Consider the following 26105-nt stretch of genomic DNA (forward strand, 5'->3'; position numbering starts at 1 on the left):
CTCGCCTACGTTTTTCAACGGCCTGCTAGGCGAGCGGCAAGCTGGTGGTGGACTTGATCTCCGATAACGCAACGATCGAGTTCACCTCCTGGATACCGGGCACCAGTGACAGCTTCTCGAAAAAGAAGCGCTCATAGGCTTCGATATCGCGGGTGACGATGCGCAGCATGAAATCCACCGCGCCCATCAGCACATGACACTCCAGCACCTCGGGAAACTCGCGCATGGCTTCGGCGAACTCGGTCAGGTTGGAGCGACCATGGGCGTTGAGTTTGACCTGAGCGAATACCTGCGTATGCAGGCCGATGCGCTTGCGATCGAGCAGGGTAACCTGCTTGCGAATCACCCCCTCCTCCTTCAGACGCTGGATACGTCGCCAGCACGGCGACTGCGACAGACCTATACGCTCGGCGATCTCCGCCGTGGAGAGACCCGCATCCTCCTGTAGCAGAGCAAGAATGCGTTGATCGTAGGCATCCAGGGAAACTGACATAAAAAATCCCTACTAACGACGAAATTGGGAAATTCTATCCATCAAACACCCATAAACACAGAAAAACAGGCAGAACTTTTGCCGATAGAAGGCGGAAACTTAGGCAAAACCTGCCCGAGCTGCCGCCATGCCTGATACCACTCCGTTCCCCGCCGCCCACAACCGCCGCGATCCCTGGCAGGATCGTCCCGATGCCTACGTCGAATACCAACTGCGCACCGACGCCGAAGCCGACGTGCTGTGCCGACTGCTCGGTCTGTTCGCCCAATTGCAGCTGCTACCCGAAGCCTTGCACATGGAACGCCTGCACGATGACCTGCACATCAGCCTGCACTTGCCCGGCATCTCGCTGCATCGAGCCGGGGTGCTGGCGCAGAAACTGCGAGGCCTGGTCTGCGTATGGGAGGTGACCTGGCAACACCTGGATCACGGCCTGGTGACGGAGGTGGCCTGAAGCGGCTACTCGGTCACGTATGAGCCTTCGCCCTTGTGCCGCTTTTCGGGCATCCTAGCCAGGCTGAAAGGTCGTTGAAAAACGGCCTGCTAACCTTGTTCAGGCCGACCCCGAGGAGCCCGCATGTCCGCCTTCACCGCTACCGCCCCTGACCGTGTACTGGATCTTGGCGATCTGCTGCGTGAGCTGGTGGCCCAGGGCCGGGTCGATCAGGATGTGGCTGAGCAGTGCCTGGCGATCCGTCGCAGCTCGCTGAACAATAGCCAGCACCCGCTGGAGTTTCTCGCCGCACAGCAGGTGGACGATCAGAAAAGGCCGGGCAAGAAACTCGACCTAGAAACCCTCACCACCTGGCTGGCCAACTTCGCCGGGCAACCTTACTTGCGCATCGACCCGCTGAAGATCGACGTGCCGTCCATCACCCCGCTGATGTCCTACGCCTTCGCCCAGCGTCACAAGATTCTCGCCGTGGCCGTGGACAGCGAGAGCGTGACCATCGCCAGCAGCCAGCCACTGGTGCACAGCTGGGAAGCCAACCTGATCCACGTGCTCAAGCGTCCGATCAAGCGCGTGGTAGCCAACCCCAGCGATATTCAGCGCTTCACCACCGAGTTCTATCGACTGGCCCGCTCGGTCAGCGGCGCCAATGCCACCGACCAGAAGATCAGCGGTGTCGGCAACTTCGAACAACTGCTCAGCCTCGGCGCCCAGGATCAGGAACCGGACGCCAACGATGCGCACATCGTCAATATCGTCGACTGGCTGTTCCAGTACGCCTTCCAGCAACGCGCCAGCGATATTCATATCGAGCCACGCCGCGAGCAGGGCACGGTGCGCTTTCGCATCGACGGCGTGCTGCACACCGTCTACCAGTTCCCTGCCCAGGTCACCATGGCGGTGGTCAGCCGCCTGAAGAACCTCGGCCGCATGAACATCGCCGAGAAGCGCAAGCCGCAAGATGGCCGGGTCAAGACCAAGACTCCGGATGGCAACGAAGTGGAGTTGCGCCTGTCCACCCTGCCGACCGCCTTCGGCGAGAAGATGGTGATGCGTATCTTCGACCCGGAAGTGCTGCTGAAAAGCCCGGATCAGCTTGGCTTCTCTCCTGACGACCTGCGCCGCTGGGAGAGCATGACCTGCCAACCCAACGGCATCATCCTGGTTACCGGCCCTACCGGCTCGGGCAAGACCACCACGCTCTACACCACGCTCAAACAGCTGGCGACCGAGGAGGTGAACGTCTGCACCATCGAAGACCCCATCGAGATGATCGAAGGAGCCTTCAACCAGATGCAGGTGCAACACAACATCGACCTGAACTTCGCCAGCGGCATACGCGCACTGATGCGCCAGGACCCGGACATCATCATGATCGGTGAGATCCGCGACCTGGAAACCGCCGAAATGGCCATCCAGGCGGCGCTGACCGGCCACCTGGTGCTGTCCACCCTGCATACCAACGACGCCCCCAGCGCCATCACCCGCCTGCTCGAACTGGGCGTGCCGCACTACCTGCTCAAGGCCACTATCCTCGGCGTCATGGCGCAACGCCTGGTGCGTACCCTGTGCCCACACTGCAAGGCACCGGTGCAACTGGACGAAGACACCTGGAACGGCCTGACCCGGCCCTGGAGCTCACCATTGCCGACCCAGGCGCACCATGCCGTCGGCTGCCTCGAATGCCGTGAAACCGGCTACCGAGGCCGTGCCGGCGTCTACGAGATCATGCTGATCAACGATGCCATCAAGCCGCTGATCAACGCCGACACCGACCTTACCGCCCTGCGCCGCGCAGCCTTCAAGGACGGCATGCGCAGCCTGCGCTTGTCCGGCGCGCAGAAAGTCGCAGCTGGGCTGACCACCATCGAGGAAGTGTTGCGCGTCACTCCGCAGAGCGAGCAACGCTGATGCTCGCGCAGTCGCGATAGCGGTCGTCGGCCAACTGTGGGTGCCAGGCAAACAGGTACTGGCCATCCCTGAGTTGATCCACCAGCACCCGGATCACCTCCTGCTGCACAGCCGGACAGCCCAGGCTGCGCCCCATGCGGCCATATTTCTGCGCCCATATCGGCGCAACGTAATCAGCCCCATGGATTACCAGCGCCCGAGCACGCGCCTGGTCATTGAAGCCGGGCTCCAGACCATCGAGGCGCAGCGAATGCCCATGCCGGCCGCTGTAGCTTTCACCACCGCGAAACAGACCCAGGCTGGACTGATGGCTACCGGGCAGATTGGAAAAGCGCTCGGCGAACAGCTCACCGGACTGGCGACCATGAGCCACGAACTCGCGCTGCAACAGACGCCTGTGCGTCAGATCGAAAACCCATAGGCGCCGCTCCAGCGAGGAATACGAGTAATCGATCACCGCCAACCGCCTGGCCCCACCCGCGCCTTCACGCTCGGCACATCGCAGCGCCTGTAGCGCACCTTGCAACGCTCGCATTTCCAACTGCGGCGCTGCACGGTGCAGGGCATTCAGCAGCTCATCGGCCACGGTGCCCTGCCCTGCCAGCAACAGGGCGGTAAGCAAAAACGCCATCAACGAACGCGCAAACATGCCCTGGCTCCCACGGATGGCCCGGCATCTGCCCGCCTTGCGAAGGGGTCGGCGGCAGAGCCCAGGCGACTGTGCTTAGATTGATTGATCTGGCAATGGAGTCTATGCGATGTACAGCGAAGGGCGATCAGCTAACAGTCTGAGTATGGGTAGCCGCGTCTTCCCATGATCACCTACCTGCAAAACTTGTCGTTCTGGGATTGGTTGGCCCTGGCCACCCTGCTGCTGATTCTCGAGGTATTCGGCGCCGGAGGCTACCTGCTGTGGATCGGCCTGGTGGCCGTCGCCGTCGGTGCACTGACCTACCTGTTCCCGGACCTGCCCTGGGTCTGGCAATTCCTGCTGTTCGGCGCCCTGGCAATGCTCTCGGCACTGCTTTGGTGGCGTCATCAGCAGAGGGCGCGCAAGCTCAGCAACTGACCGGCCTGGCAACCGGCCATCGCCCGCAAGGAACCACCAGCAGTTTGCGCGACTCCTAGGAGAGGAACCACCCTAAAGGAGTTTCATCATGCGTGTAACGAGCCGTGCCGCACTGGCGTTCAGTGCCTGCCTGATCGCCCAGACTGCAGCAGCCGATGGCCTGCTGCGCGACATTCTTTCCTCGGGCGCAACCACCGCCTCGACCTATCTGACCTTCAAGGATCGCAAGCTGGTTGCGGCGGCAGAAGAGGATGCCAGCAGCTTCGTCGCCAGTAATGGCGAAATCCGCGGCCCGCATCTGGAAGCGGCAATGCAGCAACTGCGTAGCGCCAACCCGCAACTGCAGGACGCCGACGATATGGCACTGGCCAGCGCCATTCTTGCCACCTCGGCAGCGCCAGCTGACAACTTACGCTGAGCCGCCACCAGTCGCCCATAAAAAATGCCCGCATCCAAAGGGAGCGGGCATTTTCAGTCAGTTTTTCGAGACATCAGGCCTTGGCAAGCCTCCCGAAAACCTTTGGTCTTACATCAGCGGCAGGGTGTAGCTGACGATCAGACGGTTCTGGTCGGTATCGGCCTGACCAGGAGCGTTACCGCGCAGAACACCGTAGCGCCAGCCAAGGCCCAGACCTTTGAGAGCGCCATCTTGGAATGCATAGTCCAGAGCGATGTCACGCTCCCACTCTTTGGCATCATTGCCACCGGCAACCTTGATGTTGGTGCCCTTCAGGTAAGCAACCGAAGCTTTCAGACCCGGAACCCCGAGAGTCGCGAAGTCATAGCTGTATTGGCCGAAGGTAGTACGCTCACCGGCACGGGTGAAGCTGGTCACCAAGCGGTCAGTCAGCAGGTAGACGCTGGCGCCCGAAGAGCCTTCGATGCCGCCCTGGTTCAGCTGGACGAAGTTGCTGTCTTCGGAAACACGCTGATGGCCGAGCATTACGGCATGACTACCCAGGCTGTAAGTGAAGGCGGCGCTCCAGGTGTTGTTGTCGATCTCGCCGTCACCGTTGCGGGTGTAACCACCTACGGAGTAACCCGCTTCCTTGCCGTTCTTGCCATCGGAACTGGTACGGAAATAACGCAGGTCGGTCTTCAGGCTACCCTCGCCCAGTGCCAGATTGTGGCCCAGACCAGCGAAATGCTGCTTGTAGTAGTCTTCGAGGTTGGCGTAGTAGTACTGAGCAGTCAGGTCGCTGTTGACCTTCCAGTCACCGCCAGCGAAGTAGAACTTGTTGGAGGCTTCGCTACCGCCAGCGACGGACAGGCCGGTGCTGTTGCTCGAAGCACGGCTTACAGCGTGCTCGATCTGGCCAGCGGTCAGGGTCAGGTTGTCGATTTCGTTGGAGGTGATCATGCCACCTTCGAACATCTGCGGCAGCAGACGGCCGTCGTTCGAAACCAGGATCGGCAGTTTCGGCATCAGGGTACCGACACGACCCTCGGTCTTGGAGATGCGGACCTTGGCGGTCGCGCCAGCCTTGCTGAAATCATCCACGGCACTACCATCGCTTTCCAGCGGGAACAGCTGGCCCGGAGTACGGTCACGGCCAGCCTTGGTGTTGCGACCACCACCATCCAGACGCACGCCCAGCATGCCAACAGCATCGACACCAAAGCCAACGGTGCCTTCAGTGAAACCGGACTGATAGTTCAGAATGAAGCCCTGGCCCCACTCGCTGGCCTCACCATTGTTGTTGGTGGTGTTCACGGTGTTCTGATCAAAGTAGAAGTTGCGCATGGTCAGGCTGGCTTTGCTGTCACCGATGAAATCGGCGAAGGCGACTTGGCTCATGCCCAGGGTGCTGGCGGCTACGGCCAGTGCCAGGGAGGTCTTTCTCATTATGTTTCTCTCCAGTGTGTTTAAGGTGACGCATCGTCCGGCGCAGACTTCGGCACGAAGAGGCTGGCCGGCACGAATGGGGCATACGCACCCACAAGCCGGGACAGGGTATGAACCAGGCTCGAATGGATGTGTGAAAAACTCAGGAAGAACAGAACAACGGCGAACGCAGGGCGGTGACCGAAATAAGGCGGGCAGAGTGGTGCATGGTGAATACTCTCTCGTCGTTGTTATTGTGCGCCGACATCCTGACCGGCATCTGCCGGATGCCTATGCAGATAACGCGCCAGTTCCTTATAGCAGGCCTGCGGGGCCTCTAGAACAACAGGTTACATTTTTCCTGCAGCGCAGTGACCATGTAGTGACAATCAAGATAGGCAAATTTCCGCTTATGAGAACCTGTTCCCAGGCGGAAAATCGCCAGGACCTCAGCCCAGGACGATCTGATTCTTGCCTTGGCGCTTAGCCATGTACATCGCTGCATCGGCACGTGCATAGAGCGCATCGAGGCTTACATCAGTGGCCAGCAGACTGGTCAGCCCCTGACTGACGGTGATGCCGAAGCTGGTGCCCTCGTGGCGAAAGCTGAGGCGTTGCACCTCACGCTGCAGTCGTTCAGCCACCTGCAAAGCCACATCCTGCTCACAGCCCGGGAACAGCGCCGCGAACTCCTCACCACCTATACGCCCGAACAGATCGCCGCGCCTGAGGGCATTGCTGCCGCAATGCGCCAGACGCCGCAACACTTCATCGCCGACCTGGTGGCCGTACTGGTCATTGATCTTCTTGAAGTCATCGAGATCGAGCAACAGGAAGGCCAGCGGGCTGCCAAACTTGCGCGCATGTTCGAACTCGCGACGGGCACACTCGAAGAAGTGCCGCCGGTTGCTGCTCTGAGTCAGTACATCGGTGGTAGCCAGGCGATGCAGCTCGCCCTCCAGGCGCTTCTTCTCGGTGATGTCTTCAGCGATACCGACGATCACACTGCCGGGCTCAGTGCCCAGCCGTGGGCTGACGAAACACTTGTCGCTGAGCCAGCGCAATTGGCCATCAGCGCGAATAATGCGGTACTCGCGAGACTCCACCGCGCCGGTTTCCAGCACCTTGGCCAGGCTTTCGGCGGCGTAGTCGATATCGTCCGGATAGATGCTGTTGCGCCACTCGCCATAATCGGCCAAAAGCAGCGCGGCGGAACGACCGAAGATGCGCTCATAGGCAGGGCTGACATAAATCATCCGCTGCTCGTTCCAATCGAAAGCCCAGAGCACGGCATTGACGCTACCAAGCAGGCTACTGAACAGTTGTTCGCGCGCACCCAGGCGCTCTACTTCGGCACGGCTGTGCAGTAGAGCCAAGGTCAGTTCTTCCAACTCGGAAACAGCGTTGCCTTGATCGTCCATTACAGCAGCCATCCGTCCTTCGCCTCGCATTGAAATGAGCATAGTGCGAGCTGTTGGACAAATACAAAGGCCCGCCAGTTCGGCGGGCCTTTGCTTGTAACGAGCGGCGGTCAGGCAGTCGCGCTGGATGGTCGCAGCGAATAGGTCTTGAGCTGCTCGGCAAACTCACGCAGCGACTGGATACCGCTGGCCTCGGCCTCGTGTACCCACTGCTTCATGGCTTCGAGCATGTCGTGGCCGTTGCTGCTGGTCTTGACCCAGATCTGCTGCAACGCCAGGCGCTTCTCGTAGATCACCTTGAGTGCCTGACTTTGCGCCAACATGTCGGCGATGTGCGCGTGATGCTGCTCTTCCAGCAGGCTCGGTTCACGTGACAGCAGGCGTTTTGCACGGCGGAAAAGGTGACGAACGGACTCGTCGGCCTTGGCCACTTCCTGCTTGACCAACGGCACGATCACCAACTTGCGGTACTGCGCCATGATCTGGAAACGGTTGTTGAGGATGGCCATGGCAGTGTCCATATCCAGGCTGGCTTTGCCCTCGACCCGATGGGCGATGGGGGCGACACGCTGCACCTGAGCCAGACCGAAGAAGCTGAACAGCTTGATCCAGGCCCAGCCCATGTCGAACTCCCACTTCTTCACCGACAGCTTGGCGCTGTTGGGATAGGTGTGGTGGTTGTTGTGCAGCTCCTCACCGCCGATCAGGATACCCCAGGGCACCAGGTTGGTGGCGGCGTCGCGGCATTCGAAGTTGCGATAGCCGACAGCGTGGCCAAGACCGTTGATGACACCTGCGGCCCATACCGGAATCCACATCATCTGGATCGCCCAGACGGTCATGCCAAGCACGCCGAACAGCGCCAGATCGATGATCGCCATCAGCGTCACGCCGCCAATCGGGTAGCGGCTGTAGACATTGCGCTCGATCCAGTCATCCGGGCAGTTCTTGCCGTAGATACGCAGGGTTTCCTGGTTCTTCGCCTCTTCCTGATAGAGTTCGGCACCTTTGCGCAGCACGGTGCTCAGCCCCTTGATGACCGGACTGTGCGGGTCATCCACGGTTTCGCACTTGGCGTGATGCTTGCGGTGAATCGCGGTCCACTCGCGAGTGTTCTGACCCGTGGTCAACCACAGCCAGAAACGGAAGAAATGCTTGAGCGCGGGGTGCAGTTCCAGTGCACGGTGCGCAGAGTAGCGGTGCAGATAGACAGTCACGCTGACGATGGTCACGTGTGTCATCAGCAAGGTCGCAGCCACCAGCTGCCAGACCGACAGGTCGAGTAAACCGTTGTACCACATGGGCGCTGTTGCCTCTTGAAGGGGGAACGCGGCTTGTCCTACAAGGACGAACCTGATCACATTATCCCTGACCCATGCCAGAAAACCAGTTGGTCTTTTAGATGAGAATGTTTCAGCAGTGAAGCATCTATACTGGCCAGCATTTACAGGGAGCGCTGCCGCTTGCCCATGCGTATCGACATCGCCGCCTTGCGTCTGACCCTGGTCTACCTCCTGCTCGCCGCTCTGTGGATACTTCTCAGCGACCATCTGTTGACCGCCCTGGGCCTGTCCGTGGCGCAGCAGGAGCGCGTGCAGTCCCTCAAGGGCCTGCTCTTCGTCGTGCTTACCAGCTCACTGCTCTACTTGGTGCTGCACCGCCATGCCCTGCTGTACCGCCGCGCCCGCCTGGAACTGGCCGGTAACGAGGAGCGTCTGCGCCTGGCGCTGGATGCCACGCGCGATGGCCTGTGGGACTGGGACGTGTCCAGACGCCGCGTGTTCTTCTCCGAAGGCTACGCCAGGCTCCTCGGCCTCACGCCACAAACCCTGGGCGATACCCGCGAAGACTGGGCCGCGCGCCTGCATCCGGATGACATGGAGCGCGCGCTGCATGCACTCAACGCCGAGCTGAGCGAACAGCACTACGAAAACATCTATCGCCTGCGCCATGCCGATGGCAGCTATCGCTGGATTCACTCGCGCGGCCGCCTGCTGCGTGACGAAAACGGCCAACCGCAGCGCTTCATCGGCATCGCCAGCGACATCACCCAGCAACGCGCCACCGACGACAGCCTGCGCCAGGCCGCAGCGGTGTTCGATGCCACCCAGGAAGGGGTACTGGTTACCGATGCCGAGCAAAGCATCGTGCACGTCAACCCTGCCTTCAGCCGCATCACCGGTTACAGCAGCGAGGAAATCCTCGGCCAGCACCCCAACCTGCTCAAATCCGGCCGCCATGACACCGCTTTCTACCAGAGCCTGTGGCACGCCCTGCAGAACCGTGGCGCATGGAGCGGTGAAGTGTGGAACCGGCGCAAGAGCGGCGAAATCTACCCGCAATGGCAATGCATCCGCGTCATCCACGACGAGCAGGGGCGCGTCAGCCATTACGTGGCGGTGTTCTCCGACATCACTGCGCTCAAGCGTTCGCAGCGTGAGCTGGATTACCTGGCCCACCACGACCCGCTGAGCAACCTGCCCAATCGCCTGCTGTTCACCGAGCGCGTCGCCCATGCACTGGAGCGCAGCAAGATCGAGGAACTGCGCGGCGCAGTGCTGCTGATCGACCTGGACCATTTCAAGCACATCAACGAGAGCCTCGGCCACAACGTCGGCGACCTGCTGCTCAAGGGTGTTGGTGAGCGCCTGCAGCAGGGCCTGCCCAGTGGCTGCACGCTGGCCCGGCTGGGCGGCGATGAGTTCGGTCTGCTCAGCGAAAACTGCGCCGACGCTGCTCAGGCAGCCGAGCTTGCACAACGCCTGCTGCGCAGCCTGGAAACGTTCTTTCGCCTTGACGACCACGAGCTCTACATCGGCGCCAGCATCGGCATCAGCCTGTTCCCCGAAGATGCCGATAGCGTCGAACAGATCCTGCGCAACGCCGACTCGGCGCTGTTCAAGGCCAAGAGCAGCGGCCGCGAGGGCTACGCCTTCTATGTGCAGGAGCTGACCGACTACGCCCGCCAGCGCGTGGAACTGGCCAGCAGCCTGCGCCATGCCCTGGACAACCATGAGCTGCGCGTCTACTACCAGCCGCTGCATGACCTAGGTGACGGTAGCCAGGTGGGCATGGAGGCACTGGTGCGCTGGCAGCACCCGCAACGTGGGCTGATTGCGCCTGGCGAATTCATTCCGATTGCCGAGGACAACGGCATGATCGGCGCCATCGATACCTGGGTACTGGAACAGGCCTGCCGCCAGATGGTGCGCTGGAACGCCGAAGGTTGTGGGTTGAGTTTCGTTGCGGTGAACGTCTCCAGCCGCCTGTTCAGCCGCGGTGAACTCGATATGAAAGTGGCGCAGGTACTGGCAGAAACAGGCCTGCCGCCCGAGCAGCTGGAGCTGGAAGTTACCGAGAGCGCGATCATGGAAGACCCGGATGCAGCGCAGAAACTGCTCATCAGCCTGCGCGCCCTGGGCGTGCGCCTGGCCATTGACGACTTCGGCACCGGCTACAGCTCCCTGGCGCGCCTCAAGCGTCTACCAGTGGACAAGCTCAAGCTCGACCAGAGCTTCGTGCGCGGCCTGCCTGACGACCCGGAGGATGCCGCCATCGCCCGCGCAGTGATCGCCCTGGGCAAGAGCCTGGGCCTCAAGGTTCTCGCCGAAGGTATCGAACAACCCGCTCAAGCCGCCTTTCTGCGCGAGCTAGGCTGCAATTATGGCCAGGGCTACCACTTCGGCCGTCCGCAACCTGTAACCAGAGCCGTCGACGCCACTGCACTGAGCGAAGCGAAGGATAGTCAGTCAAGCACCAGGAGCTGAACATGCGCGTGCTGATTCTCGAAGACGATCCCTGGATCGCCGATCTGCTCAAGCAGATCGTACTGAGCCTGCGCCCCGGTGCTCGCGTCGACTGCCAGGTGCGCGTGGCAGACGCCATCTCGGCCTGGCAGCGCGAACCGGCGCAATTGGTGATCGCCGACTGGAACCTGCCGGACGGCAGCGGCACTCTTCTATTGCAGGCGGTACGCAGCCAGGACCGTGACGTGGCGCTGGTGATGATCACCGCGCGCGCCGATCGCAACAGCGTACTCGAGGTGCGCCCCCTGGGCATCAACGCTTTTATCAGCAAACCCTTCCAGGTGCCCAAGGTTCTGGACTGCCTGCGCAGCCTGTTACCCGAATATGATGAGCCTCACGTGGCGGCAGCCAACGACGAGAATTTTCTTCACCATCTCGGCGCCTTGCCCGACGAGGAGATCGATCTGCCACTGCGCGACGAACTCTTTCAGCAACTGCGCGACACCACGGCAGCACCCAGCACCTTGGAGCAACTCGGCGAACACTGGCAGCAGGACCCAGCCGTACAGGCGCGACTGATCGCTGCGGCCAACAGCAGCCTCTACAACAGCACTGGACAGCCTTGCGTCAGCCTACCCGATGCCGTGCGCCGACTGGGCTCGGCCACCGCTCTGAATCTGATTCAGGGCCTGGCGCTACGCCCGGCAGCCAGCCTGCAGGACGCCGACCTGAGAACCCTGGGCCAGAACCTGCTACAGGCGCAGTTGGACCTGCAGCACAGGGTCGATGCACTGGCCAAAGCCTGCCAGCTGGACCCGCCCCCCCTGCACAGCGCCGCCCTGCTGCAACGCATGGGCGAGCTGGCCGTGCTGCAACAGGCGCAGATCTGGCGCAACCGCGGTCTGCCGTTGAGCGAGGAACAAGTGCAACAAGCGCTGCGCCAATACAGCGGCGAACTGGCCAGCCGCCTCAAGGCAGATTGGCGTTTGCCCATCGGGCTACGTGAACTGATCGGCGCCTGTTACGGCCTGGCTCCCGGCAACACGCGCCGCGAGCCGATTCTCATGCGCCTTGCCAGCGCTGAACTGCAGAGCGCCGACAGCCAGGAAGTACAACGCCTGCGCCGCCTGGCCGGGCTCAGCTGAGGCGCGCCGAATGAGTAAACCGAGGCTGGGTAATCGCTGGTTCGGTCAATTCAACGCCAGTGGCCGGGACGCCGGTGACCGCGACGCCGGCCGCCGGGACGCCGGCCGCTGGATAGTCATCGGTGGCAGCCTGTGCCTGGCGCTGTTCTTCGCCTTTCTCGGGAACCAGGCGCTGAACGAGCGCGAAGCGCTCTGGCAACTGCAGATCAGCAAACAGGCAGACATCCAGCGCATGGCCCTGAACAGCACCCAGCATGGGCTGCAGGAACGCACACAACTGCTGGCGGAAGCCATCGCAGCCGACGCCTGGGTGACAGAGTTGGTGCGCCAGGCTCACGCCCTGCCGGCGAGCGATCTACAAAGCCTGGCCAGCATCCGCAGCCAGCTCTACACCCGCCTGGCGCCGCGCTGGCGCAGCCTGCAAGCGCACCAGCCGTTTCGGCTGTACGTGCACCTGGCGCCAGACGTGAAGGTGCTGCTGCGCGTGCACGAACCCGAGCACTTTGGCGATCTACAGATTGGCTGGCGTCCGATGGTGCTGGAAGCGCTGCGCAGCGCCAGGAGCCAGGCCGGTCTGGGCCTGACCCGCGGCAGCGTCGGCATGCGCGCCATCGCCCCGTTGCTGGCCGAAGGCAACAACGGGCCCCAACAGGTCGGCGCCATCGAAGTGGCCATGGGCGTGCTCGAGGATCTCGCCCAACTGGACCGTGAGTTCGACAGCGGTGTGGCCCTGCTGCTGCGCGAAGACCTGCTGCTGAGTTCGGACAGCGGCGAAGAACTTCGCGGCCTGGCCGGCGATGCCCAGCGCTGGCAGTTGATGGATCATTCGCGGCCCCAGGTCCTGGCCTGGCAACAGCAACAGCGACTGCCCGCCCCGAGCGAGGGCGATAGCGTGCGCCTGCTGGACGATGGCGAACGCCATTATCTGGTCAATCAGGTGGCACTGAGCAGCTACCGGCAACGTCACGACCCCAGCGCAGCGCCTCTGGCGGTCGCACTGATCTGGCACGACGTCAGCGATCAGTTCAACCTGCACCGCAGCGACAAGCGCTGGCTGGTGATCAAATGGCTGCTCGCCTGGTGCGGCGCCGAGGCCCTGCTGCTGGTTCTGCTACGCAGCACCCGGCGCAGCACGCAGCGCCTGATGCAGCGCCAGCAGGCGGCGCTGCGTGCGCTCAACGAAATCGCCGCGCTGCCCAACCTGAGCCGCACCGAGCAACTGCGCCAGGCGCTGCGCCTGGGCGCGGAGCATTTCGGCATGCCGCTGGGCATCATCAGCCGTATCGAAGGCGAGCAGTACCAGGTGCTGGTGCAGGTATCTCCCGACGGCGCCCTCGCCGACGGCCAGCAGTTCGAACTGGGTGACACCTATTGCAGCCTGGCCTTGCAGCAGAACGATGTACTGGCCATCCCCCATATGGCCAACTCGCCGCACAGGCGCCACCCCTGTTATCGCCAATTCGCCCTGGAAAGCTATATCGGCACCGCCGTGCGCGTGGGCGGCAAGCCTTTCGGTACCCTGGCCTTCGCCAACCCCGAGCGACGCAGGCAGCCATTCGATGACGCCGACCGCGACTTCCTCGGTCTGTTCGCCCGCTGGGTTGGCGCCATTCTGGAACGCCAGCAGCAGGAACGCGCCGTGCGCGCGGCACGCGCCTATCTGCAAGCGGTGCTGGACTCGGCCACCGGGGTATCGATCATCGCCACCGATACCAGCGGCACCATCAGCCTGTTCAATTCCGGCGCCGAACGCCTGCTAGGATTCAGCGCCGAGGAGATGATCGGACACCAGACTCCGGCGATGTTTCATCTCGCGGACGAAATCCAGACCCGCGCCGCCGAGCTGAGCGAGACGGCAGGTCAGCCTATTCAAGGCTTCGAAGTCTTAGTACACAACGCCCGCGGCGGCGACCCGGAAACCCGCCAGTGGACCTACCGCCACAAGGACGGCAGCCTGCGCCAGGTCAACCTCACGGTCAGCGCCATGTTCGACGAGAACGGGCAGATCACCGGTTTTCTCGGCATCGCCAGCGATATCAGCGAGTTGCAACAGGCCACCCGCGCCTTGCAGAAGAGCGAGAGCCGCTTCCGCGGCCTGGTGGCCAACCTGCCTGGCGTGGTGTATCGCTGCGCCAACGACGCCGACTGGAGCATGCGCTATGTCAGCGATGAAATTGCCAACCTCAGCGGCTATCCAGCCAGCGACTTCATCGACAACCAGGTGCGCAGCTTTTCCAGCATCGTGCACCCCGACGACCTGGCCATCACCTACCGCGCCGGCGAAGCCATCGAACGCCAGGAAAGCTTCGAGCTCACCTACCGCCTGCGCCATGCCGATGGCCATAACGTCTGGGTGCGCGAGAAGGGCCGTGGCGAATACGACAGCCACGGCAGGCTGCTGTGGATCGACGGCTTCATCTGGGACATCAGCGAGCGCCAGGCCATGGAGGACGAACTGCGCCTGAGCCAGCAACGTTTTCTCAATGCCTTCAATACCGCACCACAGGGCATGGCCCTGGTCGGCCCCGACGGCCGCTGGCTGGAGGCCAACGACGAGCTGTGCCGCATGCTCGGCTACGAACGCGAGGAGCTGCTGGCATGCACCTACCAACAGCTCACCCATCCGGACGATCTCGATGCCGATCGGCAGAACGTCGCCGATCTGCTGGCCGGGCGGATCAACGCCTATCAGATGGAGAAACGCTACCTGGACAAGCAGGGACGCACGCTCTGGGTACTGCTCAGCGTGTCGCTGGTGCGTGACGGCGAGGGGCAGCCCGTGCATTTCGTCTCGCAGATCCAGGACTTCAGTGACCGCGTCGCTGCCGAGCGCGCGGTGCGTGAGCGCGAGCACTACCTGCGCACCCTGCTCGACAACGTGGTCGACGCCATCGTCACCATCGATGAGCAGGGCCGTATCGAGACCTTCAACCATGCGGCCGAAGCGATATTCGGCTACAGGCAAAGCGAAGTGGCCGGGCGCAACGTCAGCATGCTGATGCCCGCCCCCTACCGCGATGCCCATGACGGCTACATCCAACGCTACCTGCGCACCGGCGAAGCATGGGTAGTGGGCAAGGTCCGCGAGCTGGAGGGCCTGCGCCAGAGCGGCGAGCGCTTCGCCATGGAGCTGGCGGTGTCGCAGATCAGCCACCAGGGGCAGCGCCGCTTTATCGCGGTGATCCGCGACATCGCCGAGCGCAAGCGCACCGAACAGATGAAGAACGAATTCGTATCCACCGTCAGCCACGAGCTGCGCACCCCGCTCACCGCCATCGCCGGCTCGCTCGGCCTGATCAATGGCGGCGCCCTCGGCACCGTACCGGAGAGCATGCGCCAGATGCTGAGCATCGCCCACAGCAACAGCCAGCGCCTCAGCGCCCTGATCAACGACCTGCTGGACATGGATAAACTGGTGGCCGGCAAGATGCATTTCGACCTGCAGGCACGCACACTGCAGCCACTGCTGGAACAGGCGCTGCTGCACAACCAGCCCTATGCCGAGCAGCACCAGGTAGCGTTGCGCCTGCAGGTCGAGGGCGATGCCCAGGTGCGGGTCGACGCTCAGCGCCTGGCCCAGGTGATGGCCAACCTGCTGTCCAATGCCGCCAAGTTCTCGCCAGCGGGTGCCAGCGTCGAGGTGCGTCTGCAGCACTGCGGCGAGGTCCTGCACGTCAGCGTGTCGGACAGCGGTCCCGGCATACCGGAAGCCTTCAGATCGCGCATCTTCAGCAAGTTCTCCCAGGCCGACTCCGGTGACACCCGGCAACAGGGCGGCACCGGGCTCGGGCTGGCCATCTGCAAGGAAATCATCGAACGCATGGGCGGCCATATCGGCTTCGACTCGCCCCCAGGCCAAGGTGCTACCTTCTGGTTCGAACTACCGATCACAGGGAACGCGTCATGAGCCAAGCCCCGATCCCCGCCAACGAGCAGGAACGCCTGGCCGCCCTGCACGCCCTGGAACTGCTCGACAGCCCGGCCGAAGCGATGTTCGACCACATCACCGCGCTGGCAGCGCAGATCTGCGACACCCCTATCGCCCTGATTTCGCTGGTCGATGCCCAGCGCCAGTGGTTCAAGAGTCGGGTTGGCCTGGATGCCGAGCAAACCGCGCGCGAGCTGGCCTTCTGCGCCCATGCGGTGGCCGCCGACGCGCCACTGGAAGTGGACAATGCCCTGGATGACGCCCGTTTTCGCGACAACCCGCTGGTCACTTCCGACCCGCACATCCGCTTCTACGCCGGCATGCCGCTGCGCGACGGCCGGGGCCTGGCGCTCGGCACCCTGTGCGTGATCGACCGCCAGCCGCGCCACCTCGACAACCACCAACGCGCTCAGTTGCAGCACCTGGCACAACTGACCGCCGAGTTGTTCGAGCTGCGCCTGCAGGCGCGTCGCCAGGCCGAACAGAGCGCCATGCACCAGGCCATGCTGGACAACGCCGGCAGCGCAGTGCTGGTGCTTGACCCACAGGGCCGTGTACTGCGCAGCAACCACGAAGCGCAGCAGCTACTGGGCTATTCGCCCGCTGAGCTGGAGAACAAGTACCTGCCGCAGCTGCTGCTCGAACCAGGCCAGTACGAGCGCCTGTGCATTGCCTGCAGCAGCGGGCCGCAGAGCACCGAGGGGCAGCTGCGCGCACGCAACGGACAGCACCTGCCGGTGCGCCTGAATCTCTCGCCGGTCCGCGCTGAAGGCCAGCCGCTCCAAGGCTACCTGCTGGTGGCCAACGATCTCAGCCAGCGCGAAGAGGCACGCCTGCGCCTGCAGCGCATCGCCGCACAGCTGCCGGGCATGGTCTACCAGTATCTGCTGCGCGCCGATGGCAGCAGTTGCTTCCCCTATGCCAGCGCCGGTATCCGCGACGTTTACGGCTGCACGCCTGAAGAAGTCAGCGAGGATGCCGGCCCACTCCTCGCCCGCCTGCATCCGGATGACGCGCCACAGGTGCAAGCCGCCATAGCCCGCTCGGCCGCAAACCTGAGCACCTGGCATCAGGAATACCGTGTCCTGCATCCGCTGCACGGTCCGCTCTGGGTCGAGGGGCGTGCCGCACCGCAGCGCCTGCCCGGCGGCGAAACGCTCTGGCACGGCTTCATCAGCGATATCAGCGAACGCAAGCGCGGCGAGCAATTGCAGAACGAGTTCGTCTCCACCGTCAGCCATGAACTGCGCACGCCGCTGACCGCCATCGCCGGCTCACTCGGCCTGATCAACGGCGGCGCCCTGGGCGCGGTGCCGGAGCAGATGCAGCAGATGCTGGAAATCGCCCAGAGCAACAGCCAGCGCCTGCGCAAGCTGATCGACGACCTGCTGGACATCGACAAGCTGGTCGCCGGCAAGATGCGCTTCGATCTGCAGCCGCTGGCCCTGCGCCCGCTGCTGGAGCAGGCGCTGCGCAGCAACCAGCCCTATGCCGAGCACCACCGGGTGCAACTGCTGCTACTGCCGGGCATCGACTGCCAGGTAAACGCCGATGCCCAGCGCCTGGAGCAGGTGCTGGCCAACCTGCTGGCCAATGCCGCCAAGTTTTCCGCCGCCGGGCAGAGTGTGGAGCTGGCGGCCGTGCCCACGGACGGCTGGGTACGCATCAGCGTACGTGACCAGGGCCTGGGTATCGCGCAGGACTTCAAGCCGCGCATCTTCAGCAAATTTGCCCAGGCCGATGCCGGCGACACCCGCCGCCAGGGCGGCACAGGCCTGGGCCTGGCGATCAGCAAGGAGATCATCGAACACATGGGTGGACGCATCGGCTTCGACTCCGTAGAGGGACAAGGCAGCACCTTCTGGCTGGACCTGCCGCAGGTCGGAGGGTAACCATGAGAACTACTCGCGCATTACTGACTTCACTGTTCAGCCGCATCAATCTGCTGGCCTGGGCCGTGCTGGCACTCGCTCTGGGGGCTACGCTGCTGGTCTGGCACAATCTGCGCCAGAGCCAGACGGAGTCTGCCACCCGCCAGTTCCAGCTGCTCACCGAAGAGCTGAGCCGGGCCATCATCAAGCGCATGGAAGAGCATGAGAGCATTCTGCTCGGCGCCGCCGGCCTGTTCGATGCCAGCGAAGAGGTCAGCCGTGCCGACTGGCGCACCTATGCCGAACGCCTGCGCCTGGACGAACGCTACCCCGGCATCCAGGGCATCGGCTTTACCCAGATGCTCGAGGCGCAGGAGCTACCGGCCTTCGAAAGCGAAATACGCGCGGAGGGTTTTCCCGAGTTTCGCACGCACCCGCCCGGCCAGCGCGAACGCTACGGCGTGACCCGCCTCATCGAACCTTTCGCCGGGCGCAACCTTGCCGCCTTTGGCTTCGACATGCTGTCGGAACCGGTGCGCCGCGCCGCCATGCTGGACGCTGCACGCAGCGGCCAAAGCCGCCTGTCCGGCCGCGTCAAACTGCTTCAGGAAACCCACGGCAAGGTGCAACCCGGCCTGCTACTGTACGTCCCGGTGTACTGGCCGCAGCGACCGCTGGATACCCCAGAACAGCGCCTGGCGGCGCTGCGCGGCTTCGTCTACAGCCCGTTCCGGGTGCACGATCTGGTGCATGGCATCCTTGGCGAACGCAAGCGCGAGCTGGACTTCGAGTTGTACGCAGGCGCCATCGCCGACACCTCGGAAAAGCTATACAGTAGCCGCGGCGAAGCACCGATCAATGTTCCAGCCGACAGCCAGCACCAGCTCGAACTGTTTGGCCAGACCTGGCACCTGGACTTTCACTACGCGCCAGGCTACCTCGCACGCGAACACCGCGGCGAAATGGCGCTGCTGATACTTGGCGGCTGTATCAGCTTGTTGCTGTTCTGCCTGGTCAGCAGTCTCAGCCTGCGCCGCGCCCAGGTACAGGAACTGGCTGCTGGCATCACCGAACAGTTGCACCGCAGCGAGCAACGCCTGGCCCTGGCGCTGAGGGGCAGCAACGACGGTTGGTGGGATATCGACGTCAAGGCCGGCAGCTTCTTCGCCTCGGCCAACGGCTGGCAAATGCTCGGCTACCCGGAACAGGGGCCACCGGGCTTTACCGACGATCCACGGGCCTGGGAAAGTCTGGTGCACCCGGACGACCTGCCCACGGCACACAATCGCCTGAAACAGGCCCTAAAAGAGGGCGAGAGCAACTTCACCATCGACTGTCGTCTGCTGCGTGTCGACGGCAGCGAATTGCCGGTGCTGCTGCGCGGTTACATCCAGCGTGACGACAACGGCTACCCGCTGCGCATCACCGGCACCACCATGGACCAGAGCGAGGCCAAGCGTATCGAGCGCCTCAAGAGCGAGTTCGTCTCCACCGTCAGCCACGAGTTGCGCACCCCGCTGACCGCCATCGCCGGCTCCCTGGGACTGATCAATGGCGGCGCACTGGGCACGGTACCGGAAAGCATGCGCACCATGCTGAGCATCGCCCAAGCCAACAGCCAGCGCCTCAGCCACCTGATCAACGATCTGCTGGACATGGACAAGCTGGAGGCCGGCAAGATGCAGTTCGACCTGCAACCCTACACGCTTGCCGCCCAGCTCCAGGAAGCGCTGGACAGCAACCAGGCCTATGCCGACCGCCACCAGGTCAAGCTGCGCCTGCTCGACTGCGTGCCGGCCCGCGTACGGGTCGACGCCATGCGTCTGCAACAGGTGCTGGCCAACTTCATCTCCAACGCCGTGAAGTACTCACCGCCCGGCGCCGAGGTGTGTCTGCGCGCCGAAGACCGTGGTGCTCGCGTGCGCGTCGAGGTCAGCGACCAGGGCCCAGGTATCGCCGCCGAATTTCGCCAGCGCATCTTCAGCAAGTTCTCCCAGGCCGACGCCAGTGACAGCCGCAGCAAGGGCGGCACCGGCCTGGGCCTGGCGATCAGCAAGGAGCTGATCGAACGCATGGGCGGGCAGATCGGCTTCGACTCGGTAGAGGGCCAGGGCACCTGCTTCTGGTTCGAGCTGCCCGCCTTGGCCGAAGCCGCCCTGCCCGCGGCCAGCGACGGCCGACGCGGCCTGCTGGTGGTCGAGGACGAACCGGACATCGCCAACCTGCTGCGCCAGTTGCTGGAAAACGCCGGTTATCGCGTACGTCTGGCTCACAGCCTGGATGAAGCACGCGCCCGCCTGCGCGAGGAAATACCCGCCGCCATCAGCCTCGACCTGCGCCTGCCGGACGGTGACGGCATGCAACTGGTACAAGAACTGCGCGCCGACGCGCGCTATCGCGAGCTGCCGATCCTGGTGGTATCGGCCGCCTGCGAAGAAGGCCGTCTGGCCCTCGATGGGGTGCCCGCGCTGGACTGGCTGAGCAAGCCGATCGACCCGCAGCGCCTGCTCGGCAGCCTCGCCCAGGCCCTGCAGCACTTGCCGCAGAGTCCGCGCGTGCTACACGTGGAGGACGATCACGATCTGCGTCTGGTGGTCGCTGAACAGGGCCGTGAGCTGGCCGAATTCGTTCCTGCCGACAGCCTCGCCGAAGCGCGTCGCCTGCTCGCCGAGCAGCCTTTCGATCTGGTTCTGCTCGATCTCGGCCTGCCCGACGGCAACGGCCTGGAGCTGCTCGACGAACTGCAGAACCAGCGGCCGGGGCTACCGGTGGCCGTGCTCTCGGCCAGCGAGATGGATGGCCATGAATTGGCTGGGGTGAGCGCGGCACTGGCCAAATCGCGCAATGATGGACAACACTTCCTGCACATGCTCAACCGCCTGTTACCCGCCAAGGAGACCCGCCATGACTGAGCTCAAGCGCATCCTTCACGTCGAGGACGACCCCTCGATCCAGGCCGTGGCCAAGGTCGCTCTGGAAGCCGTCGGCGGCTTCCAGGTGCTGAGCTGCGCCAGCGGCCAGGAAGCGCTCGATCAGGTACAAGGCTTCGCGCCCGACTTCATCCTGCTCGACGTGATGATGCCCGGCATGGACGGCCCGCAAACGCTGGAGAGGCTGCGCGAACTGGTGGATATCGGTGAGGTGCCGGTAGCCTTCATGACGGCCAAGGTCCAGCCCGGCGAAGTGGCCCATTACCGCAGTCTGGGCGCGCTCGACGTGATCGTGAAACCCTTCGATCCCATGCAACTCGCCGCCCAGATCCGGCAGATCTGGAGCCAACGCCATGGATAAACACGACGGCAACGCCATTCCTCAGACTTTGCAAGAGCGCCTGCAGCAGCTCGGCCAGCAATTCGCCGAACGCCTGCGCCAGGAGCTGCCGCAACTGACGCAACAGGGCGAACAATTGCTCGAGGCCGGCGACGAGCAGCGCAGGCATCTTTTGCAGGCGCTACGCGACCAGTTGCATCGCCTGGCCGGCAGTGCCGGCACCTTCGGTTTCGAACAGCTCGGCCAGCAAGCCCGGGAGCTGGAACAACAGGCCGAACGCTGGCTGGAACACCAGCAACGTCTGCAGCACGAACTCGGCGAATTCATCGTGGCGCTGCAACGCCTGGGCAACCAGACCTCCAGCAACGAGGCACCCGGCGCAGTGCAGCAGCAGATACCACAGGCGCTACGTGGAGACACCGAGTCCCGGCTCATCTATATCCTCGAGGATGAAATAGCCGTAGGCGAAAACATGCGCCTGACGCTGAACAACTTCGGCTATCAGGCCGAGCACTTCAACTCCATCGCCGGTCTCGATGCGGCCCTGGAGCAGCAGATACCGGACGCGCTGATCGTCGACGTCAACCTGGCCAACGAAGACTGCAGCGGCCTGGACTACGCTGCACGCTTGCAGCAGCGCCTTGAGGTGCCCCTGCCGCTGCTGGTGCTGACCCACCAGGATGACTTCGCCACCCAGTTGCAGGCAGTGCGGGCCGGGGCATTGGGTTTCTTCGCCAAACCGGTGGACATTCCGCAACTGGAAAGCCGCCTGGAACGCTGCTTCGCCCAGCAAAGCGGCGAGCCCTACCGGGTGCTGATCGTCGACGACGACCGCGATCTGGCCAGCCGCTACAGCCTGGTGCTGCGCGATGCCGGCATGCTGGTGGAATTTCTTCAGGACCCGGCGCAGATCTTCGAGCACCTGCGCGACTTCAATCCCGAGGTGGTGCTGCTCGACGTCAACATGCCGGACTGCACTGGCCCTGAGCTGGCGCAGATCATCCGCTGCAACGACGACTGGCTGCGCATCCCGATCATCTACCTGTCGGCGGAAACCGATATCGGCAAGCAGATGAATGCGCTGATCAAGGCCGGCGACGACTTCGTCACCAAACCGATTTCCGACAACGCCCTGGTCGCCACCGTGTTCTCCCGCGCTCAGCGCGCCCGTCTGCTGTCCAATGCCCTGGCGCGCGACAGCCTCACCGGCCTGCTCAAGCATGGCGATATCAAGGAGCAGGTGGCGATCGAACTGGAGCGCGCGCTACGCAGCGGCGACCGCGCCAGTGTGGTGATGCTGGATATCGATCACTTCAAACGGGTCAACGACGAACATGGTCACGCCGCCGGCGACAACGTCATCCGCGCCCTGGCCAACCTGCTGCGCCAGCGCTTGCGTCGGGTCGACAGTCTGGGGCGCTATGGCGGCGAGGAGTTTCTCGCGGTGCTGCCGGACTGCACCCCGCAACAGGCCAAGCAGATCGTCGACGAGATTCGCGAACGCTTCGCCGAGTTGCGCTTCATCGCCGATGGCGGCGAATTCTCCTGCACCCTGAGTGCCGGTATCGCCGGCACCGATGTGCACAGTGAAGCCGAGCAACTGCGCGAGCGCGCCGACAAGGCACTGTATGCGGCCAAGCATGGTGGTCGCAATCAGGTGCAGGTCGCAGACGACTGAACGCGACAGACATCGTAGGAGCCCGCTTGCGGACGATTAACCAGGGACGTTGAGCGCCCGCAAGCGGACTCCTACATAACGGCGATCAGGCCTCGGCGCGTTGCATCAGCTGGCGCTGACGCCACTCCATGAAGGTTTTCAGGAACAAGGTGAGCAGCGCCATGCATGCCAGTAGGCCAGCGGCGGTGAAGGCAGCCGCAGGCTTGTAGTCGTTGTTGAGCTGGTCAACCAACAGCGGCAGGGTCAGGGTCTGGTTGATGATGCTGCCGGACACCACCGACACCGCGCCGAACTCACCAACCGCACGGGCGTTGGTCACCACCACGCCATACAGCAGCGCCCATTTGATCTTCGGCAGGCTGATACGGCGGAAGATCTGCCAGCCGCTGGCGCCCAGGCACATGGCGGCGGTTTCTTCGTCCTGCCCCTGGGTCTGCATCACCGGAATCAGGATGCGCGCCACATAGGGCGCGGTGACGAACACGGTGACCATGACGATGCCCGGCCAGGCAAACATCAGTTGCATGCCGTTATCGTAGAACCAGCGGCCGATGAAGCTTTCCAGGCCGTAGACCACCAGGTAACAGAGGCCAGCGACCACCGGTGAAACCGCATAGGGAATGTCGATCAGGGTGGTCAGCAGCTTGCGTCCGCGAAAGTCGTAATGGGTCACGCACCAGGCCAGGCAGATGCCGAAGCACAGATTCAGCGGCACAGTGAGCACCGCCACCAGCAAGGTCAGGCCGATGGCGTGGAGCATGTAGTCTTCGTTCAGATTGCTCCACAGCAGGTCGAGCCCGCCGGCCAGCGCCTTGCTGAAAATCAATGCCAGCGGCACCAGCAGGATCAGCGCCACCACCAACAGACCGAGGGTTACCAGCGCCCACTGGCGCCAATCCTGAGGTTTTTTCATCGACCTTGCCGTTGCCATGCGAACAGACGCCCCTGCACGACCTGCAGGAGGAACAGAAGAGTCAGCGAGGCAAGCAGGATCACCGAAGCAATGGCCGCCGCCGCCGGGTAATTGAATTCCTGCAGACGGACGAAAATCATCAGCGAGCTGACCTCCGTCTGGTAGGGAATGTTGCCGGCGATCATGATCACCGCGCCGAACTCACCGAGGCTGCGAATGAATGCCTGCGAACCACCGGTGACCAGGGCTGGTGCCAGGGTCGGCAGGATCACCTTGCGGAAAGTCTGCACGCGGCTGGCGCCAAGGGTGCGCGCGGCCTCCTCGTATTCCGAGCCGAGATCCTGCAGCACCGGCTGCACGGTACGCACCACGAAGGGAATGCTGGTGAACACCATCGCCACCACGATACCGGCATAGGCGTAGGCCACCTTGAAGCCCAGCCACTGGCCGATCCAGCCGTTGGGCACCAGCAGCGCGGCGAGGGTCAGGCCGGCAACCGAGGTTGGCAGGGCGAACGGCAGGTCGACCAGCGCATCGACGATGCGCCGGCCGGGGAAGTCGTAGCGGGTGATGATCCAGGCCAGCAGCAGGCCCAGTACCAGCACCGCCAGGGTCGAGTAGAACGCCGCCGAGATGGTCACCTTGTAGGTCTGCACCACGCGCGGATCGCTGATGGCGAACCAGTACTGCGCCCAGGTCATGTCGCTGACGTACAGCAGCAGCGCCGACAGCGGCAGCAGGATCACCAGGGACAGGTACAGCACACTGACGCCGAAGCTCAGGCCGAAACCAGGCAGCAGCGGGGTCTGCAGGAAGAACAGCGTCGGTTTACTCACGAAAAAGCTCGGCTCTACAAATGCAGTTGGCCGCCAATAAGGCGGCCAACGGACCATTACGATGCTCGCGTAGGACGCGATCAGCGCCCAGTCGCAAGAAGCTGGTCGAGGATACCACCGTTGTCGAAATGCTTGGCGGTGATCTCGTCCCAGCTGCCCAGCACCTCGGTCGGGTTGATCAGGCGTACCTGAGCGAACTGCGCCTTGGTCGCCTCGACCACTTCCGGGTTGTGCACGCGATAGTTGTAGCGGGTCAGCAGCTGCTGGATGTCCTTGCTGTACTGGAAGTCGAGGAAGGCCTTGGCCTGCTCGCGGGTGCCGCGCTCGTCAGCCACCTTGTCTACGATGGCTACCGGGAATTCGGCCAGCACGCTGACTTCAGGCACCACGATTTCCAGGTTGGCAGACTTGAATTCATCACCCTTGGCGATGTTGATCACTTCCGATTCGAAGGTCAGCAGCACGTCGCCCTGGCCGTTCTGGGCGAAGGCCACGGTGGCGCCACGGCCGCCGGTGGGGAAGTTCTCGACGTTCTTCAGCAGCTTGCCGACGAAGGCCTTTACCTTCTCCTGGTCGCCGTTGAATTTCTCGTTGGCGAACAGCCAGGCGCCCAGGTAGCTGTAGCGGGCGTTGCCGGAAGTCTTGGGGTTAGGGAATACCAGTTTCACGTCATCGCGAATCAGGTCGTCCCAGCTCTTGATGTTCTTCGGGTTGCCTTCGCGCACCAGGAAGGCGGTGGTGCTGTAATACGGCGAGCTGTTGTTGGGGAACTGCTGAGCCCAGTCCTCGCGCAGCAGCTTGCGCTTGGCCAGGATGTCCACATCGGTCACCTGGTTGAAGGTCACCACGTCGACCTTCTTGCCCTGGATGATGTCCTGCGCCTGACGCGAGGTGCCGGCGAACGACTGGATGATCTTCACTTCCTTGCCGCTCTGCTGCTTCCAGTGCTCGACGAACAGCGGATTGATCTCGCCGAACAGCTCGCGGGCGATGTCGTAGGAGGCATTATGGAATGGGGTATCGGCGGCGGCATGACTCAGCGAGCCAGTCAGCAGGGTGGCGCTGGCCACGGTGGCCAGAACGATCTTCTTCAGCATCTAAGGCATCCTTATCGACAGAGAAACCTGCACGCAGGCGTTTTGATGGCTCGATTCTGCAGAAAAGATATATAGCCGAAAAATATCTTTTTCTTATCTGCTTATAACGGATATCGCAGACGCTGATCGGCCGTGGGGCCGCAAGGATAAGGCATGTCGCCCGGCCAGGCGAACCGAAAGGCGCAAGGCAGCTTGCCCCGGCCATTGCGGCCGGGGCCATGCGAGAGCGTCAGAGCTTGGCGATGGACACCTCGGTGGATTTGACGAAGGCGATCACCTCGCTGCCGACCTGCAGTTCCAGCTCGCGCACGGAGCGGGTGGTGATCACCGACGTGACGATGCCGGCGGCAGTCTGCACATCGATTTCCGACAGCACGTCGCCGATGACGATCTCCTTGATGCTGCCCTTGAACTGGTTACGCACGTTGATGGCTTTGATGGTCATGGTGTT

General features: G+C 63.1%; 20 protein-coding genes. 11 read left to right on the forward strand and 9 right to left on the reverse strand.

All coding sequences use genetic code 11. The features are described from left to right. Positions 1-25: 25 nt before the first annotated feature. Positions 26-493 (reverse strand): Lrp/AsnC family transcriptional regulator, encoded by a 468-nt coding sequence (locus JWV26_RS08465; RefSeq protein ID WP_074918878.1) that lies wholly within the window; start codon positions 491-493, stop codon positions 26-28. 127 nt (positions 494-620) lie between these two features. Between JWV26_RS08465 and JWV26_RS08470 the strand changes: the two genes are divergently transcribed. Beyond that, positions 621-947: a hypothetical protein gene (locus tag JWV26_RS08470; protein ID WP_074918876.1), complete on the forward strand. Its 327-nt coding sequence runs from the start codon at positions 621-623 to the stop codon at positions 945-947. 123 nt (positions 948-1070) lie between these two features. Then, the gene (gene tfpB, locus JWV26_RS08475; protein WP_072426246.1) at positions 1071-2855 is read left to right on the forward strand and encodes a type IV pilus assembly ATPase TfpB; all 1785 of its coding nucleotides are present in this window, start codon (positions 1071-1073) and stop codon (positions 2853-2855) included. Here tfpB and JWV26_RS08480 read toward each other — a convergent pair. Then, positions 2830-3504, reverse strand: a complete 675-nt coding sequence (locus JWV26_RS08480) for a murein L,D-transpeptidase catalytic domain family protein (protein WP_206418818.1) — start codon at positions 3502-3504, stop codon at positions 2830-2832. The genes tfpB and JWV26_RS08480 overlap by 26 nt on opposite strands. Before the next feature lie 165 nt (positions 3505-3669). Between JWV26_RS08480 and JWV26_RS08485 the strand changes: the two genes are divergently transcribed. Together JWV26_RS08485 and JWV26_RS08490 are read left to right on the forward strand one after the other, a co-directional pair. Further along, positions 3670-3924 carry an NfeD family protein gene (locus JWV26_RS08485; RefSeq protein WP_017675985.1) on the forward strand — a complete coding sequence of 85 codons (255 nt, stop codon included), beginning with the start codon at positions 3670-3672 and terminating at the stop codon, positions 3922-3924. Between the two features lie 88 nt (positions 3925-4012). Further along, on the forward strand, positions 4013-4342 hold the full coding sequence (locus JWV26_RS08490) for a DUF2388 domain-containing protein (protein WP_017675986.1): 330 nt from the start codon (positions 4013-4015) through the stop codon (positions 4340-4342). 108 nt (positions 4343-4450) lie between these two features. Here the strand turns inward: JWV26_RS08490 and JWV26_RS08495 are convergent, their stop codons facing one another. The 3 genes from JWV26_RS08495 to desA form a co-directional block, all read right to left on the reverse strand. After that, positions 4451-5770 (reverse strand): OprD family porin, encoded by a 1320-nt coding sequence (locus JWV26_RS08495; RefSeq protein WP_079782494.1) that lies wholly within the window; start codon positions 5768-5770, stop codon positions 4451-4453. Between the two features lie 428 nt (positions 5771-6198). Continuing rightward, a complete protein-coding gene (locus JWV26_RS08500) occupies positions 6199-7170 on the reverse strand; it encodes a GGDEF domain-containing protein (RefSeq protein ID WP_074918868.1) in 972 nt (323 codons plus the stop codon). A 110-nt stretch (positions 7171-7280) separates the two neighbouring features. Beyond that, entirely contained in the window at positions 7281-8471 is a 1191-nt protein-coding gene (gene desA, locus JWV26_RS08505; RefSeq protein WP_045735759.1) for a delta-9 fatty acid desaturase DesA, read from the reverse strand. 168 nt (positions 8472-8639) lie between these two features. Here desA and JWV26_RS08510 point away from each other — a divergent pair, with 168 nt between their 5' ends. Genes JWV26_RS08510 through JWV26_RS08540 form a run of 7 tightly spaced genes read left to right on the forward strand, consistent with a single transcriptional unit; the run spans position 8640 to position 22808 of the window. Then, positions 8640-10937, forward strand: coding sequence for a putative bifunctional diguanylate cyclase/phosphodiesterase (locus JWV26_RS08510; protein WP_206419189.1), 2298 nt, complete (start codon positions 8640-8642; stop codon positions 10935-10937). 2 nt (positions 10938-10939) lie between these two features. Next, positions 10940-12061 carry an HDOD domain-containing protein gene (locus tag JWV26_RS08515; protein WP_206418819.1) on the forward strand — a complete coding sequence of 374 codons (1122 nt, stop codon included), beginning with the start codon at positions 10940-10942 and terminating at the stop codon, positions 12059-12061. 10 nt (positions 12062-12071) lie between these two features. After that, a complete protein-coding gene (locus JWV26_RS24590; RefSeq protein ID WP_206418820.1) occupies positions 12072-15968 on the forward strand; it encodes a PAS domain S-box protein in 3897 nt (1298 codons plus the stop codon). Further along, complete coding sequence (locus JWV26_RS08525) at positions 15965-17881, forward strand: ATP-binding protein (RefSeq protein WP_206418821.1); 1917 nt, start codon at positions 15965-15967, stop codon at positions 17879-17881. Before JWV26_RS24590 ends, JWV26_RS08525 begins: the two co-directional genes overlap by 4 nt. 2 nt (positions 17882-17883) lie before the next feature. Next, positions 17884-20772, forward strand: coding sequence for a CHASE domain-containing protein (locus JWV26_RS08530; protein WP_206418822.1), 2889 nt, complete (start codon positions 17884-17886; stop codon positions 20770-20772). Then, positions 20765-21151: a response regulator gene (locus JWV26_RS08535; protein WP_021490645.1), complete on the forward strand. Its 387-nt coding sequence runs from the start codon at positions 20765-20767 to the stop codon at positions 21149-21151. The genes JWV26_RS08530 and JWV26_RS08535 overlap by 8 nt, the downstream gene beginning before the upstream one ends. Further along, on the forward strand, positions 21144-22808 hold the full coding sequence (locus JWV26_RS08540; protein WP_074918856.1) for a diguanylate cyclase: 1665 nt from the start codon (positions 21144-21146) through the stop codon (positions 22806-22808). Before JWV26_RS08535 ends, JWV26_RS08540 begins: the two co-directional genes overlap by 8 nt. Before the next feature lie 85 nt (positions 22809-22893). Here the strand turns inward: JWV26_RS08540 and cysW are convergent, their stop codons facing one another. The 4 genes from cysW to JWV26_RS08560 all read right to left on the reverse strand — a co-directional run bounded on the left by cysW (position 22894) and on the right by JWV26_RS08560 (position 26099). Then, positions 22894-23721 carry a sulfate ABC transporter permease subunit CysW gene (gene cysW / locus JWV26_RS08545; RefSeq protein WP_072426234.1) on the reverse strand — a complete coding sequence of 276 codons (828 nt, stop codon included), beginning with the start codon at positions 23719-23721 and terminating at the stop codon, positions 22894-22896. Beyond that, a complete protein-coding gene (cysT, locus tag JWV26_RS08550; RefSeq protein WP_021490648.1) occupies positions 23718-24557 on the reverse strand; it encodes a sulfate ABC transporter permease subunit CysT in 840 nt (279 codons plus the stop codon). Before cysT ends, cysW begins: the two co-directional genes overlap by 4 nt. Positions 24558-24637: 80 nt before the next feature. Continuing rightward, positions 24638-25654, reverse strand: coding sequence for a thiosulfate ABC transporter substrate-binding protein CysP (gene cysP, locus JWV26_RS08555; protein ID WP_093051589.1), 1017 nt, complete (start codon positions 25652-25654; stop codon positions 24638-24640). Between the two features lie 229 nt (positions 25655-25883). Continuing rightward, a complete protein-coding gene (locus JWV26_RS08560; protein ID WP_003242436.1) occupies positions 25884-26099 on the reverse strand; it encodes a TOBE domain-containing protein in 216 nt (71 codons plus the stop codon). Positions 26100-26105: the final 6 nt, after the last annotated feature.

Origin of the sequence: Ectopseudomonas toyotomiensis, from assembly GCF_017167985.1 — a bacterium.
GTDB classification, from domain to species: Bacteria; Pseudomonadota; Gammaproteobacteria; order Pseudomonadales; family Pseudomonadaceae; genus Aquipseudomonas; species Aquipseudomonas toyotomiensis.

What these genes read in the sequence shown, in the direction of transcription:
- JWV26_RS08465 (WP_074918878.1), bottom strand. Translation starts at nt 493, where the DNA reads ATGTCAGTTTCCCTGGATGCCTACGATCAACGCATTCTTGCTCTGCTA.
- JWV26_RS08470 (WP_074918876.1), top strand. Translation starts at nt 621, where the DNA reads ATGCCTGATACCACTCCGTTCCCCGCCGCCCACAACCGCCGCGATCCC.
- tfpB (WP_072426246.1), top strand. Translation starts at nt 1,071, where the DNA reads ATGTCCGCCTTCACCGCTACCGCCCCTGACCGTGTACTGGATCTTGGC.
- JWV26_RS08480 (WP_206418818.1), bottom strand. Translation starts at nt 3,504, where the DNA reads ATGTTTGCGCGTTCGTTGATGGCGTTTTTGCTTACCGCCCTGTTGCTG.
- JWV26_RS08485 (WP_017675985.1), top strand. Translation starts at nt 3,670, where the DNA reads ATGATCACCTACCTGCAAAACTTGTCGTTCTGGGATTGGTTGGCCCTG.
- JWV26_RS08490 (WP_017675986.1), top strand. Translation starts at nt 4,013, where the DNA reads ATGCGTGTAACGAGCCGTGCCGCACTGGCGTTCAGTGCCTGCCTGATC.
- JWV26_RS08495 (WP_079782494.1), bottom strand. Translation starts at nt 5,770, where the DNA reads ATGAGAAAGACCTCCCTGGCACTGGCCGTAGCCGCCAGCACCCTGGGC.
- JWV26_RS08500 (WP_074918868.1), bottom strand. Translation starts at nt 7,170, where the DNA reads ATGGACGATCAAGGCAACGCTGTTTCCGAGTTGGAAGAACTGACCTTG.
- desA (WP_045735759.1), bottom strand. Translation starts at nt 8,471, where the DNA reads ATGTGGTACAACGGTTTACTCGACCTGTCGGTCTGGCAGCTGGTGGCT.
- JWV26_RS08510 (WP_206419189.1), top strand. Translation starts at nt 8,640, where the DNA reads ATGCGTATCGACATCGCCGCCTTGCGTCTGACCCTGGTCTACCTCCTG.
- JWV26_RS08515 (WP_206418819.1), top strand. Translation starts at nt 10,940, where the DNA reads ATGCGCGTGCTGATTCTCGAAGACGATCCCTGGATCGCCGATCTGCTC.
- JWV26_RS24590 (WP_206418820.1), top strand. Translation starts at nt 12,072, where the DNA reads ATGAGTAAACCGAGGCTGGGTAATCGCTGGTTCGGTCAATTCAACGCC.
- JWV26_RS08525 (WP_206418821.1), top strand. Translation starts at nt 15,965, where the DNA reads ATGAGCCAAGCCCCGATCCCCGCCAACGAGCAGGAACGCCTGGCCGCC.
- JWV26_RS08530 (WP_206418822.1), top strand. Translation starts at nt 17,884, where the DNA reads ATGAGAACTACTCGCGCATTACTGACTTCACTGTTCAGCCGCATCAAT.
- JWV26_RS08535 (WP_021490645.1), top strand. Translation starts at nt 20,765, where the DNA reads ATGACTGAGCTCAAGCGCATCCTTCACGTCGAGGACGACCCCTCGATC.
- JWV26_RS08540 (WP_074918856.1), top strand. Translation starts at nt 21,144, where the DNA reads ATGGATAAACACGACGGCAACGCCATTCCTCAGACTTTGCAAGAGCGC.
- cysW (WP_072426234.1), bottom strand. Translation starts at nt 23,721, where the DNA reads ATGAAAAAACCTCAGGATTGGCGCCAGTGGGCGCTGGTAACCCTCGGT.
- cysP (WP_093051589.1), bottom strand. Translation starts at nt 25,654, where the DNA reads ATGCTGAAGAAGATCGTTCTGGCCACCGTGGCCAGCGCCACCCTGCTG.
- JWV26_RS08560 (WP_003242436.1), bottom strand. Translation starts at nt 26,099, where the DNA reads ATGACCATCAAAGCCATCAACGTGCGTAACCAGTTCAAGGGCAGCATC.